Genomic DNA, 14,887 nt, shown 5'->3' on the forward strand with positions numbered 1-14,887 from the left:
TTAATCTCGCTTGGAGACCACTTCGAGTGCATCTGGTAATTCCGTTCCATTTACGAAACGATTGACCGACTGCCAGCGACAGCCCTTATCATCAATTTTTGTCACAATGTTATTAGCGCTCGTGAGCATGCCGTTTGCCATCACACCACGGGATTCGATCGCCCACCCACCATCGACGGGCATCCAGATTCCGATCGCATGACTGCCATCAGTATTGAAAGTCCAGGACATGATATCGCCACTCAGTGGATCAATGCCGATGATTTGAACACCCATCTGCTGCGATTTTTTTCCGGTGCTCGCGACAAAGGTTCTTTCGATAAACTTCCTTCCCGGCAACCAGCGATAAATAGTCTTTAATGTGACGCCTTCATCCTCAGTGGTCCAGGTTCCTATCAGCCATTCCAGATCCTTCAAGTTAATTTGAGGTAATGAAGGTGAGATTGCCGATTCTTTGACGCTGGCCATCTTCCACTTCCCATCCTGTTTCACATGGGTTGCGGTATATTGGCTGAATGCAGGGGGAGATTCGGGAACTGTCACGACCGTCCGTCCTTCTTCAATCGCCAGCTTCTCACCAATTTCACGTACCGCATCGATTGTGATCTGGATTTTCGCGCCTTTGCTGTTTTTGAAGTATTCCGTATACATTTTCTGAATATCCGGTCGACCAGCCAGACGTTTGCCACTGCTTTCGATATATTCTCCCTCGGGAGTCCAGAAACTGGCGATTTTTTCTGCATTCCCTGCATCAAAAGCCTGTTTAAACTGCTCAGCCACTTTTTTGACAGCTGCTTCGGCTCCAGAATTAGCTGACTTTTTCTGGGGTTCCGTTACTTCCGGTTCACCGCTGGCAATGAGCGGAGTTCTCTGGAACTGCGCCTGCAGGGCAGAACTGTCCCACATAAATAATAACGAGAAAGCAGATACGGTAAGACCAGAGCGGGTCAATCGCTGTAGAGGATTCATTCTGACTTCTTTCAGATATGGTGTTGAATTCGCTTGCGTTGTGAGAGAGTCGGCAGGCTGCTCCCAAAGCCACAGCCCGCGCTTTTATTCTATTCCCGCCTATTCAATATTGCACGCATAATTTATGATCTCTTTCAGAAAATTCATGAGCTGTTAAACGTAACGAGAACAATACGTGACCCACTACCAGGTTCCCTGATGATAACACAATGGATTCGCAACATTGTTGACGAATTCATGAGATGCCTGTTCTCTTTCTCACTGACAACGGGATGGATATCAATTCTGCAAGCATTGATCAGTAAACCCGAATTTGTTACTTCAGAGCCTTCAGCACCTTTGTTATTAAGAATCATTGATGCTTCATCGTCTTAAACAACTCGCTCCCCTGGCTGTCATTGCAATTTTCATGGGAGCAATCTGGCTGCTGTCCCGGGAATTGAAACATTACAATATTCATGATATCCGCAATGCCATTACCCACATCCCGGCGTGGCGACTCTGGGCAGCCGGCGGTCTGACGGTCATTAATTACCTCGTTCTGATCGGCTATGATTATCTGGCGGTCCGCGCGATACAGCATCCACTCTCCCTGGGAAAAATCTCCCTCGCATCGTTCACCGGTTTCGTAACCAGCTATAACTTTGGCGCTGTTCTGGGAGGGACTTCAGTCCGATATCGCCTGTATTCCGCCTGGGGACTTTCGGCTGTCGAAATTCTGCAGCTGGTCATCATGCTGGGCACGACGTACTGGATTGGTGTGTTTGCCTTAGCAGGAATCGTTTTCATTTCCCACCCGTTTCCGATTCCTGCCTCATTACACTTCCCTTTTGATAATGTGCAGCCAGTCGGGTACATCCTGCTGACGGTCGCCGCCTGTTACACTTCGCTGACGTTGATTCGCACCAAACCTATCAACGTCAAAGGAATTCAGCTGAAACTTCCCGGCACGGGGATGACATTACTGCAACTGGCAGTCTCTGCCATCGATCTGATTCTGGTCGCGTTCATTGTATATACGCTGCTGGCGGGAGACATTTCGATTGGCTACGGCGAATTTCTGGGAATCTTTCTGATGGCCACTGTGACGGTGGTCCTGTCGCACGTGCCTGGCGGAATTGGTGTTTTTGAATTAGTGATGCTGACCCTCCTGGCGTCTCCCCATTCAGGAATAATTCTGGCCGGTCTGCTGGTATTTCGAGTGATTTACTATCTGATTCCCCTGTTTGCAGCAGTCGTACTCCTCGGCTTGCATGAACTTTCTCTCAATCGAGGCCTGGCATCACGCGTGATGCAGGAAACAAGCCGCTGGTCGACAGCCATCGCCCCTCTGATTCTTTCCGGGTGTACGCTGCTGGCCGGAGCCGTACTGCTGTTTTCCGGAGCAACACCGATCGTCACCGCCCGCATTGGATCTCTGCAACAGACGCTCCCACTACCTCTCATTGAAGTCTCGCATTTCCTGGGAAGCTTAACGGGAGCCGCCTTGCTCGTACTGGCCCGGGGCTTGCAACGCCGTTTGGACTCAGCCTGGTGGCTGATTACCTCTCTGTTAAGTGTGGGGATTGTTGTCTCTCTGATGAAAGGTTTTGATTTTGAAGAAGCCATCCTGCTGAGTATGCTGCTGTTCGCATTATTGATCAGTCGCAAACAGTATTATCGAAAAGGCGCTTTGATCCACGCCCGTTTCAGCCCAGGCTGGGCGGGAACCATTTTGACAATCGTGTTCTGTTCGATCTGGCTGGGCCTGTTTGCCTATCGACATGTCGAATATTCAGACGAGCTCTGGTGGGCCTTTACAATCAAAGGAGATGCATCCCGTTTTCTGCGAGGCAGCGTCGGCGCAATCGCTATCATCCTGCTGTTTGCTTTTTCCAGGCTGGTCGCGGCTCACAAGCCTCGTGTGTCGCCACCCACTCCCGCAGAACTGGATGCGGTAAAACAACTGGTCCTGTCATCACCTCAGACCTCCACTCAACTGGCATTGCTGGGCGATAAATCACTATTGTTCAATACCCGACAGACAGCCTGCATCATGTATGGCGTGCAAAAACGTTCCTGGATTTCTCTCGGCGATCCCATCGGGGCAGACGCAGATCGGGGAGAACTGATCTGGCAGTTCCGGGAACTCGTCGATCGCTATGACGGCTGGCCCGTCTTTTATCAGGTCAAACCAGAGAATCTCTCGCTGTATCTGGATCAGGGACTGACCATCCTCAAACTCGGGGAAGAAGCCCGCGTCCCCCTGGAATCGTTTGACCTGCAGGGTGGCAAGCGACGGAAACTCAGACAGGCCATCAATCACTGTGAAACGGAAGAGTGTGAATTCTCACTGATTCCCCGGGAAGGTGTACCGGAAATTCTCAGTGAACTCAGACAGATTTCTGATGCCTGGCTCCAGGCGAAAGAGATCAACGAAAAAGGTTTTTCGCTCGGTTATTTCGATGAAGCGTATCTCAAGCAGTTTCCGATTGCCATCGTTCGACAGCAGGGACGGATCATTGCGTTTGCCAATGTACTGGAGGGTGCCGGCAAAGATGAACTCTCTGCTGACCTGATGCGACATACCCCCGAAGCACCGCCGGGAGTCATGGAATATCTATTTGTGGAATTACTACTCTGGGGCAGGCAGCAGGGTTATCAATGGTTCAATTTCGGTATGGCTCCCCTGTCCGGTCTCGAAAATCGTCCCCTGTCCCCTGTCTGGAATCGAACGGCCAATTTGATTTTTCGTTATGGCGATCATTTCTATGGCTTTGAGGGATTGAGAAGTTATAAAGAGAAATTCGATCCCGTCTGGACACCCAAATACCTGGCGTCTCCCGGCGGAATGGCATTGCCTCAAATATTGTCTGATGTTGTCGCGATCATCGCAAAAAACCAGTCAAATTCAAATCGGACTTAATAACATGGACCACTGGGACAAAATCGAAGGTTCCCCTGTAAAGCTGGGGGAAACCTGGGTTCCTTCTGAATACGCCTATAATTTTGCCATCTATTCCAAACATGCAGAGCGGGTTTCCCTGCTCTTTTTCGCCGAAAATGATCTGTATCATCCGGTTCATGTTTATCATTTTGAACCTCACCGCAATAAAACAGCTGAAATCTGGCATTGTCGAATCCCGGCCGTCAATATTCGTCCTGCTACGTATTATGCCTATCAGATTGAGGGCCCCTCTCCCGAAGCCCCTTATGACTGGCATGCGTTTGATTCTGAAAAACTGCTGTTCGATCCGTATTCACGAAATATCTATTTCCCGCCCGACTTTGACAGAGAGGCTGCCTGCCACCCCGGAAGCAATATGGGTCGCGCTCCGCTCTCGGTTCTGCAATCTATCGAATGTGCTTTTAACTGGGACGATGATCAACCGGTTCACCATACCTCTAATTTAATTATCTATGAGATGCATGTACGTGGTTTCACAAAGCGGGATAACTCGGGCGTAACCGAAAAAGCCCGGGGCACCTTTGCAGGAGTCATCGAAAAAATCCCTTACCTGCAGGAACTGGGAATCACAGCGGTCGAACTGCTGCCCGTTTATCAGTTCGATACTCAGGACGGGAATTACTGGGGCTACATGCCTCTCGGATTCTTCGCGCCGCACGATGGATACTGCATGTCGGAAGAGACCTGTGAACGACACATTGAATTTTGTGAAATGGTGAAAGCCCTGCACCGCGCCGGAATCGAAGTCATTATAGATGTCGTCTACAACCACACAGGCGAAGGAAACGAGAAAGGCCCGACCTACAGCTTCAAAGGCATTGATAACACGACCTATTATTCATTGACAGGCAACCCCGAATCTCAATTCGCCAACTACTCGGGAGCGGGTAACACCCTGCACACCGCCAACCGTGCCGTGCGCAAAATGATTGTCGACAGTCTGCAATACTGGGTGAGAGAAATGCACGTCGATGGATTTCGCTTCGATCTGGCCAGCGTGCTCACCAGAAAAGCAGATGGCAGTATTGAAGACACGAACCCGACGACACTCGGGCAGATCGGATCTGACTCTTCGCTGGCAGGCAGACGATTCATTGCAGAACCCTGGGATGCGGGTGGCGCTTTTCAGCTGGGCTCACGTTTTCCCGGTCATCGCTGGATGCAATGGAATGCCGCCTATCGGGATACACTGCAAAAATTTGTCCGAGGCGATGAGGGACAGATTGCGGACCTGATGACGCGACTGTACGGCAGTAGTGATCTCTTCCCGGACGACTGCCTGCATGCACTCAGACCCTACCAGAGTATCAACTACATCACTTCGCATGACGGCTTCTCCCTGTACGATATGGTGTCATTCAATCAAAAACGCAACTGGGAGAACGGCCAGCACAACGAGGATGGAACTCACGATTACAGCTGGAATTGTGGCTGGGAGGGATCTGACGCCCCCGAGGACATACTCAAATTGAGAAAGCAGCAGGTCAAAAACTTTTTCACCCTCCTGATGGTTTCCAATGGCACCCCCATGTTTCGCATGGGAGATGAATTTCTGCAAACCCAGGAAGGAAACAACAATCCCTATAATCAAGACAATGAAACCAGTTGGCTGGACTGGAGCCGCCTGGAAGCAAACCAGGATATGTTCCGATTTGTGAAACAGATCATCGCGTTTCGCAAAGCCCATTCATCCCTGTGCCGGTCTTATTTCTGGCGGGAAGACATTAAGTGGTACGGCGTCACTCGGTATGTAGACCTCCAGCCTTCTGCCCGAACTCTCGCTTTCTGCCTGCACGGTAAAGCAGAACAGGACGCAGATATTTATGTGATGATCAATGCGGCCGCCAATACCTGCGGCTTTGGAATACATGAAGGTACTCCGGGAGAATGGAAACTTGTTATTGATACGGCACAATCCAGTCCGCAGGATATCCTGGAATCAGGCAACCTGGGCTCCATTACAAAAGACACGTATGACGTGCAGGCACGGTCTGTGGTGGTACTGATCAGACAACCTGGTTAAAATAGATATCGTACAGAATTCAGCTAGAAGGGTTCTCTGCAGATCAGGTGAGGAAGCTAAATGGATGGTATCGCAGAAGTCTTTGGGGGCGTGATGATCCTGTTTGTGATTGTGATCTTTTCACATCGACTCCGAAAACATAAATCGAAACCGGAAGTGAACGACGAAGCAGATACATCTTGAAACATCAAGCTGATATTCCTATGCTGCGGAGTCGCGTCCGCCAAGATTCCGATTCATCAACGCCAGTCTTACAGGAGGTAATACGCAATGAGTGAATCCCGTCCCCCACTCTCTGGGTCACAAATCAGAACGCGGTGCTGTATTGTCGGTGGTGGTCCCGCCGGTCTCTTTCTGGGTTACCTGCTGGCCCGCGCAGGCGTTGAAGTCATCGTGCTGGAGAAACACAAAGACTTTCTACGTGATTTTCGTGGCGATACCATTCACCCCTCTACGCTGCAATTGTTGTTTGAACTGGGACTGTTGGATGAATTTCTCCAAATCGCTGACAAACACTTTGAAGCTCTGAACCTGAACTTTGAAGGCCAGCAGATTCCCGGACCTTATTTCACGCATCTGCCAACCGAATGCAAGTTCATCACCTTTGCTCCCCAATGGGACTTTCTCAACATGATTGCCAGTCATGCCAGTGAATATCCCAACTTCCATCTTCATCTGCAGGCCGAAGCGAAACACCTGATTCGGGATGGAGAGCACGTCATTGGGGTCAAAGTAAATGGACTGGAGGGGGAATACGAAATCTTTTCCGATCTGGTGGTAGGCGCCGATGGTCGTGGTTCACAGATGCGGATTGATGCCAACGTCGAAGTGATCGAAAAAGGAATTCCCATCGATGTTCTCTGGTTTCGAGTAGGGAAACAGGGAGACATTGATGACAACACGCTGGCACGGATTAAACAGGGCCGCATGCTGATCACGATCGACCGCGGAGACTATTTCCAGGCGGGTCTGATTATCCATAAAGGATTTTTTGATGAAATCAAGCAGGAAGGCCTGGAAGTCTTCCGAAACCGAATTCTGGATATCCTCCCCGATCTGGGAGAGGGAGTCGCAGAAATCGACAGCTGGGACAAAGTCAGACTCTTAACCGTGCAACTGAATCATATCACCAACTGGGCACAACCGGGCCTGTTATTGATTGGAGATGCCGCCCATGCCATGTCGCCTGTCGGCGGAGTCGGGGTTAACCTGGCGGTACAGGATGCCGTCGCCACTGCCAATCTGCTGGCTGATAAACTGTACGAGGGAGTGGTTACATTGGCCGATCTGCAAGAGGTGCAAAATCGACGTGAACGCCCCGCATTGAAAACGCAACGCATGCAGGTCTTTGCCCACCAGCGACTGTTTGGAGGACACTCTGCGCCCGGTAAACCTGTCTCGATCTCCTGGGGCCTCAGAAAGTTTGCCAGGTTATTGGCCCCGATTCTTAGACGGACCGCAGGCAAGCTGATTGGTCTGGGATTTCTACCCGAGCATATTCAGACCCCGGAACGGGCAGCGAAAAACAGTACTCCTGTCGCCCCATAAAACATCAAAGCCAGTTTGGTATAAAGAAAACAGGAAAGATTCTGCTTTTTATTATCCATATTGTTAAAATGTATTCTGGTCTGGAGAATGATTCCAGTACAGAGTCATTGAAACGTGGTACCAGGAAAAAGCAGTATGAATAGAATCTGTTTCAGCAGTTCGATTCTGATTCTGGCAATAGGTATTCCCGTCATATCACAGGCGGGAGAACAGGCTGAGCGCACGACTCAGATCCGGAAAGCGATTCAAAAATCCATCCCCTTGCTTGAAACGGCGTCCGCAGGATCAACACGCGAGCGAAAATGCTTCACCTGCCATAATCAGGCGCTGGCAGTTCTGGTTCTGGATGAAGCCCGCCAGAGGGGATTTAAAATAGACCAAGCGAATTTCCAACTTCAGGTTGACCATACTGCGCAACATCTGAAACGCGGGCTGGGAAACTATCGTGCCGGCAAAGGACAAGGAGGCGGTCCCGATACGGCCAGCTATGCGTTGTGGACACTCGAAACAGCCGGACAAAAGCCGGATGAAGTGACGACTGCAGTCACTGGTTATCTGCTGGAACGTGACAAGGGGCGCCCGCACTGGACCCGAAATTCCACAAGACCTCCTTCCATGTCTTCCGACGCCAATACAAACTATTTCGTCATCAGGGCACTGCAGACGTTTGGCAGTGAATCTCAACAACCGGAAATCTCAGCCCGCATCGCGGAAGCTCGCAAGTGGCTGCTCGACCTGAAACCCGCATCAACAGAAGAACGTGTGTTTCAGTTGCGCTGCCTGCAAATCCTGAGTATTGACGACGCGATACAGCAAACTTCGATAAACGGGTTACTCAAGCTGCAAAACACGGATGGTGGCTGGTCTCAACTGCCTGAGATGCAGAGTGATGCCTATGCAACGGGAACCGTTCTGGTGGCATTATTACGCTCCCATCTGATTGATGCTGACGAACCCGCGATCAGAAAAGGCATTCAATATCTGGTCGATACGCAACAGAACGATGGCTCCTGGCATGTAATCAGCCATGCAAAACCATTTCAAACTTATTTTGAAACGGGTTTTCCTTACGGAAAAAATCAGTTTATCTCGGTCACCGCCAGCAGTTGGGCCACTGTGGCTTTGTTACTCACTCAACCAAAAGTGGATTGACAGCCAGTTTTCCCGTTCCACTGCTACCGCTTATTCTGATATAACCACAGCCTGACCATTTCCCATAGAAAAGTATCGTGAAGTGAGTGGTGTCTCATCTCCGTTAAACTCCTATCATATCAGAAGGCTGACTGACCATGTTTGAACGTATTTCGAATGGCTGGGCGTTATCGAAACAGAGCTTTCGGGTGTTAATGCTGGATAAAGAACTGTTGCTGTTTCCGATCATGAGCGGTATCTCCTGCCTGCTGGTTTTAGCCAGCTTCGCCTTACCACTCTGGGACAGCAAATACTTCGACACGATTATGAATGATCAGCAGGCGCCCCAGGATCCTGTGGCGTACGTGATTTTATTTGCCTTCTATTTTGTCAATTATTTTGTGATGATCTTCTTCAACTCAGCCCTGATGGCCTGTGCGATTATCCGATTGAAGGGAGGCAATCCCACCGTGAGTGACGGCTTCAATGCCGCGTTAAATCGACTGCCTCAAATTGCAGGCTGGGCACTGGTCAGTGCGACGGTTGGGTTTATCCTGAAAATGATCGAATCCCGCTCGGAACGCATCGGACAGATCGTCGCCGGCCTGCTGGGCATGGCCTGGTCGATCACCACTTACTTTGTCATTCCCGTCCTGGTCGTAGAAAAAAAGAACCCCTTTGAAGCCATGAAACGTTCTGTCAGCGTATTACGAGAAACATGGGGAGAATCTCTGGTTGCCAATTTTGGAATCGGTGCGATCATGTTCCTGATCATGATTCCCGTAATTCTCACACTGATAGGGGGCGTCATGATGATCGCGGCGGGAAATGCCGTTGTGGGAGGAGTTATCATAGGTTGTGCCATCCTGAGTATTTTGTTGATCTCCCTGGTTTCCTCGGCAGTACATGCAATTCTGATCGCAGCGATATACCTGTTCGCAGCCGAAGGGGAAGCGCCAGAACAGTTTGACCAAACTCTGATCGCGCACGCCTTCAATCAAAAATAAGACTTGAATATCAGCTTCAGCCAGAAAACACTTGAAGTCAGCGCGTTCCAGCATCTATGATCGAGTGGATCTTTTGCTCCCCCGATTTTCTGCTGAGGACTCCTCGATGGCTGTGCGGATTGTTTTAATGGTTTGCCTCGCTTATTTGTCGGCTACAGTCACTGCCGAAGAGCCTGAACTCCAGCTGCAGCTAAACCCTCTCATCTATCAGCGACAAATCACGCGGTTGGGGAAACAGGGATTCGCAGCGACTGACCTGAGTGTCTATGAAGGTCAGCGATCTGAGCGATTTGCTCTTCTGGGAGTCAAACAAAAGAACCCGAAAGACTGGAAAGCCTTTCATGGGCTGGATGAAAAGCAACTGGAAGTCAAGCTGAAACAGCAGGCCACCGAAGGATATCACCCGCTGGTCATCAGCGGCTATGAGAAACGGGGTGAACCACGGTTCGCCGTTATTTTGCAGAAGGCAGTAGATGCCAACCATATACTCAAACACTCCCTTTCCAGCGATCAACTCCAATCCACTCTGAAGTCCTTAAAAGAAGTAGGCTACGCGCCCCTCCAGCTGGACGGTTACACTGTCAACAATCAGACGTTCCACGCAGGTATCTGGAAAAAACAAAACGATACTGTCTGGGAAGCCACCTGTCAGATTCCATTAAACCAGTTTCAAAACACCTTTGACGATTACACATCAAAAGGATTTCAACTCGTTGACCTGTGCGGTTTCGTGGAAAATGGGACTGCCGTCTATCATGCCATCTGGTCGAAAGCATCTGGCTCGCAATGGATGTGTCAATTTAATCTCACTGCGGAAGAATTCCAGAAAACGAATCAGAAGAGTCTTGCTGATGATTTTCAACTCATCAATCTCGATGCGTATTCCATTAATAATCAGCCTCTGTTCACAGGGATCTGGCAGAAGGTTATGCCGGAGAATCGTGTCGAAATACCACTCTGGAAATCCCCGGATGCGATTCCGATGACGGGACTGGACCAGAAAGAATTAGCGTCACTGGATGAAGCAATCAAAGACTTCCTGATGTTGCATAACCCTCCCGGGGTTGCCGTCGCAGTCAGTTATCGCGGTCGGCTCGTGTATGCACGGGGCTTTGGGTATGCAGACAAAGAAACAAAAGAACTGGTGCAACCCGACAGCCAGTTTCGCATTGCCAGCATTTCCAAACCGATTACCGCCGTCGCCATCATGCAGTTGGTCGAACAGGGCAAGCTGAAAATCGACAGTCGCGTCTTTGACGTATTAAAACAGTATCGGCGTCCCCTCTCTCAGAAGAACATTGATCCACGACTGAAAGACATTACCATCCAGCAGTTATTGAATCATACCGCCGGCTGGGACCGGGAAGCTTCCTTTGATCCTATGTTTCGTTCAATCGCTTTTGCAAAGCAAGTGGGGAAACCCGCACCCGCGGAAATCGATGATATTATTCGCATCATGCTGGAGCAGCCACTCGATTTTAAGCCCGGCGAACGTTATGCCTACTCCAATTTCGGGTACTGTTTACTGGGGCGGGTGATTGAAGAGGTCAGCGGCCAGAGCTATGAGGACTATATCCAGCAGACGATCTGCAAACCACTTCACATGAATGAGACACAGCTGGGGAAAACACTCCTCGATGGTCGCAAAGAGAAAGAAGTCAAGTACCACAGTACTCGGGAGGGGGGCTCTGTCTTTGCTGCCAATCTACGCAAGCAGGTCTCGTCTCCCTACGGTACCTGGTATCTGGAAGCAATGGACTCCCATGGCGGCTGGATTTCCTCAGCACCGGACCTGCTAAGATTTGCGACCGCCTTTAACATACCAGACCGCTGTCCTGTTTTGAGTGCCCCGACAATCTCAAAGATGCTGGAACGCCCACCGGGACTCGCCGGTTTCAACGACCAGGGTAAACCCAAAGACGCCTACTATGCCTGTGGTTGGATGGTCCGTCCCATAGACACCGCCGGGAACTCCAATCAATGGCACGCCGGTTCCCTGGAGGGAACGTCGACGCTCCTGGTTCGAAGGCTCGATCGGATCAACTGGGCGATACTGTTTAATTCTCGTCAGGGGGTTGATGAGAAACGGCTGTCTTCACTGATTGACGCTCCCATGCATACCTGGATTAACCGAATCGAACGCTGGCCTGCCAAAGATCAGTTCAAACAGAAATGATTCCGGTTTACTGCTTCAGATGGCGGTCAAAAAACTGGTAAGCCGTTTCGCGAGTGGCTGGTGGAAAATCGTGTTTTGCCTCCGGATACACGGCCTGCAAGTTTTCAGGCTGACCCGATAACGCATAAACGGGTTGAGCAATCCGTATTACATCTTTCACGCCCGACACCTCAAAGTTGCTGTCACTTATCGGGGCACATGCCAGAAACGCGCGGGGGGCGAAGCTGGCTACGATTTCGGTAAAATCAAAAGGGACCAGATCCGGATTGTTCTGATACTCACTGTTGATGACAGGCATATAGCGATCACTGGTCCAGCCTTTCAGCTTGCCGCCATAGTATTTATGAAAGCGGGTAAATCCACAACTGGAAACCAATGCTTTGATCCGGGAATCGAAGGCAGCCGTGAACATGGTATTGTGGCCCCCCAGTGAATGCCCGATGCAACCAATGCGGCCTCCCTGCACATAGTTCAGGGACTGCAGTAAATCAAGGGATCGCATATTATCATAGATGGCTTTCATCGTGCCACTGCGGTATTCAGGATGCGCCTTGAAATCGTAGGGATATTCCCCGAACGAAGGATAATCCGGCGCGAGTGTCACATATCCCCGTTCCGCCAGTTCCAGCGCATATTTCAGATTCGGCAAGCCTTTGATTCCCGCCGGTTCTTCTTTGCCCGTACTGGAATTCGTCTGATGCAGACAGAGTATCGCTGGCACTGGGTGCGCGGGAGACGCTGAAGCGGGCACAAATAAATACGCCTTCACACGCTGCTGCAAATCATCCGTGTGATAAGAGATCTTCAACCGTTTGATAGAACCGACGGTTGTTTCTTCCAGCACTTTCAGATCCAGGGGAACCGGTTTCTCTGGATGGGGAATCTCGCCCATCACCGTCTGCATATTGGATAGAATATGGTCGCGACGTATTTTCCAGTCAGCCCATGATTGAACAGAATGCTTCTTCCCGGCTGAATCCAGATAATAAGAGAGATCCAGATGCTCCTGATAAACGGGAACCTGTTGCGTTGGATTCTGTGGAGCATCTGCACTCCACAGAACCGGACTACAGGTAATTAAGCAGATGAAGAAACTGGAATATCTCACAAGCACAGCGGTACCTTTCTTAAAGTGAATTCCCAAGTTACTTTTCAGATGGTTTAGCAACCGGTTTCACAGGTTCCGCGGGAGCGATCAGCGTATTTTTGATAATGGATTCGGTCAGCTTATCATGATCGGATTCAACATCGATCAACAGGTTATCTCCGAAGAGCACATGCGTCGTAGGCTCAATGACTGTCACAGCCTTGGGACGAACCGAAGCAAACAGATTTCCGGAAACTGTGACTCCACGGGTTTTATCGAGCGTCAGTCCGGCGGCTTTCAGATCATTGGTACGGCGTTTGACCTGCCCGTTTCCTATGTAACTGTTGGAAAAATTATTGCCCGTCACCGTGATCCGGCCCGACTTGGGTCCTATCTTTAAGGCATCTTTAGACAGCAGCGTAAATGTATTCGCACTGACCGCACAACCATGGGCGTCATCCAGAATAATACCACTGCCATTGTGAGCGATGACATTAGCAGAAAGTGTAATGCCATAACATTCTTTATCCAGAGTAATCGCCCGGCCTTTGCATTCTTCAATCATGTTGGCACAGACAATGGAACCATACGTATTTTCAATGATCACACCATCGCGTAAATGGTCATCCAGATTGTTGCCACTCATACACAGGTTATATCCATCGGTACATCGCAGTGCATCCAGGTTCTCTTCAAAATGATTTGCCGAGACAACAATGTCATGACAACCGACGGTATTCAGACCTGTGGCTTTGTTGTAGGTAATCAGACAATCGGAAACGCGGGGATCTTCGAAGCAGAAATCCAGAAAAATACCGTCGCTGCCATGATAACTGCAGGTGACCCCATGGATATAAATTTCCTGAACCCATTTGGCATTAATGCCCCGCCCGCTTTTCTCATTGCCCGTCACGCGAAAATTCTGCAACTGCACACGCCAGATGCGGGGCTTCGGGTCTGGCTTTCCATCCGGAAGCTTGGCATCCGCAGGCGGATGGATGGCGATCGCATCCTGACCTTCTTCATTCTTATTATGAATGTGCGTCGCAGAACCAGCGCCCATCAGTAACACATCACCTTTGGTAATGACTAGCGGCTCATTTATCTCAAAATTCCCAGGAGGCAGCATGACGACTCCCCCTTCTGCAGGAATCGCATCCAGCGCCTGTTGAATGGATTCATAATTGATCGCGTGGATCACAGGTCGCGCACCTGGTAATTTCGCTTTGCTTTGTGTTTCCCCTTTTTCCTGCCCGGCAAACACCAGCCCTGAACTCAGAGAGATAATAAACGCCAGAGTCAACATCGATTTCAAAACGGCTGTGTGAGAACGTTTCATAGCAGGCAGGACCTCTTAATAAATCAGAAGCGCGGGGCAGGAAGAAAAACAGCTTGAGTAAAGCCATCTTTCACGATCAGGATGTAATTCCGGATTGGTGCAATAACACCAGCTTAACTTTCTTTCGTAATTCATCCATCACAACCGAAATAGTCTCGATAGTCAAGTTGCAGACAAGAAGTAGTCTACTCAGCAAGGCATATTGAATTCTCTATGAGAATGACTCAGATTTAGACTGTATCCAGTTTTACTGTAGCGTTTCCAGGGCCATTTGGACCGAGTAGCATAGATTGAGAGACGCTATGGTTCAATGTGATGCGATCTAGCCTAAGACTGATTTTGTGCATTTCAAATCAGACAGCGGGGCGACTTGTAATTTATCCATGGAATGCTAGAATCACCCAGCGCAAACAGTTGCATCTGTTTCTGATTTTAGTAACATAAACACTGACAACAGGTTGCACCTGCTTCTCAGAAACGGCGGCTCTCAAAATCCGGTGAAGTTCCGATTTTTTGAGTCACCTGAATCACTCCAGGATAGTCCACTATTCTGACAGGCACCCGTAGCTCAACTGGATAGAGCACCGGTCTTCGGAACCGGGGGTTAGGGGTTCGAATCCCTTCGGGTGTACTTGACTTACGTCAAATGAGGCTCTCGCT

General features: G+C 49.8%; 10 protein-coding genes and 1 tRNA gene. 8 read left to right on the forward strand and 3 right to left on the reverse strand.

What is annotated here, in order from left to right:
* On the reverse strand, positions 1 to 969 hold the full coding sequence (locus Pan161_RS08615) for a YybH family protein (protein WP_145225881.1): 969 nt from the start codon (positions 967 to 969) through the stop codon (positions 1 to 3).
* 358 nt (positions 970 to 1,327) lie between these two features.
* Here Pan161_RS08615 and mprF point away from each other — a divergent pair, with 358 nt between their 5' ends.
* The 7 genes from mprF to Pan161_RS08645 all read left to right on the forward strand — a co-directional run bounded on the left by mprF (position 1,328) and on the right by Pan161_RS08645 (position 11,801).
* Positions 1,328 to 3,874: a bifunctional lysylphosphatidylglycerol flippase/synthetase MprF gene (mprF, locus tag Pan161_RS08620; RefSeq protein WP_145225883.1), complete on the forward strand. Its 2,547-nt coding sequence runs from the start codon at positions 1,328 to 1,330 to the stop codon at positions 3,872 to 3,874.
* Positions 3,875 to 3,878: 4 nt separating this feature from the next.
* Entirely contained in the window at positions 3,879 to 5,939 is a 2,061-nt protein-coding gene (locus Pan161_RS08625; RefSeq protein ID WP_145225886.1) for a glycogen debranching protein, read from the forward strand.
* Between the two features lie 60 nt (positions 5,940 to 5,999).
* Positions 6,000 to 6,122 (forward strand): hypothetical protein, encoded by a 123-nt coding sequence (locus Pan161_RS31215; RefSeq protein WP_261342948.1) that lies wholly within the window; start codon positions 6,000 to 6,002, stop codon positions 6,120 to 6,122.
* A gap of 87 nt (positions 6,123 to 6,209) precedes the next feature.
* A complete protein-coding gene (locus Pan161_RS08630) occupies positions 6,210 to 7,487 on the forward strand; it encodes an FAD-dependent oxidoreductase (RefSeq protein WP_145225888.1) in 1,278 nt (425 codons plus the stop codon).
* A gap of 135 nt (positions 7,488 to 7,622) precedes the next feature.
* Positions 7,623 to 8,639 (forward strand): prenyltransferase/squalene oxidase repeat-containing protein, encoded by a 1,017-nt coding sequence (locus Pan161_RS08635; protein WP_145225890.1) that lies wholly within the window; start codon positions 7,623 to 7,625, stop codon positions 8,637 to 8,639.
* 137 nt (positions 8,640 to 8,776) lie between these two features.
* Positions 8,777 to 9,625: a DUF6159 family protein gene (locus Pan161_RS08640; protein ID WP_145225892.1), complete on the forward strand. Its 849-nt coding sequence runs from the start codon at positions 8,777 to 8,779 to the stop codon at positions 9,623 to 9,625.
* 106 nt (positions 9,626 to 9,731) lie between these two features.
* Positions 9,732 to 11,801 (forward strand): serine hydrolase, encoded by a 2,070-nt coding sequence (locus Pan161_RS08645; RefSeq protein ID WP_145225894.1) that lies wholly within the window; start codon positions 9,732 to 9,734, stop codon positions 11,799 to 11,801.
* Between the two features lie 7 nt (positions 11,802 to 11,808).
* On the opposite strand, the gene Pan161_RS08650 is transcribed toward Pan161_RS08645, so the two are convergent.
* Positions 11,809 to 12,909 carry an alpha/beta hydrolase gene (locus Pan161_RS08650; protein WP_232103669.1) on the reverse strand — a complete coding sequence of 367 codons (1,101 nt, stop codon included), beginning with the start codon at positions 12,907 to 12,909 and terminating at the stop codon, positions 11,809 to 11,811.
* Between the two features lie 37 nt (positions 12,910 to 12,946).
* Positions 12,947 to 14,227 carry a right-handed parallel beta-helix repeat-containing protein gene (locus Pan161_RS08655; RefSeq protein WP_145225896.1) on the reverse strand — a complete coding sequence of 427 codons (1,281 nt, stop codon included), beginning with the start codon at positions 14,225 to 14,227 and terminating at the stop codon, positions 12,947 to 12,949.
* A 557-nt stretch (positions 14,228 to 14,784) separates the two neighbouring features.
* On the opposite strand from Pan161_RS08655, the gene Pan161_RS08660 reads away from it, so the two are divergent.
* Positions 14,785 to 14,858: transfer RNA gene (locus Pan161_RS08660), tRNA-Arg, on the forward strand.
* Positions 14,859 to 14,887 lie beyond the last annotated feature (29 nt).

This window comes from Gimesia algae, assembly GCF_007746795.1.
Lineage (GTDB): Bacteria > Planctomycetota > Planctomycetia > Planctomycetales > Planctomycetaceae > Gimesia > Gimesia algae.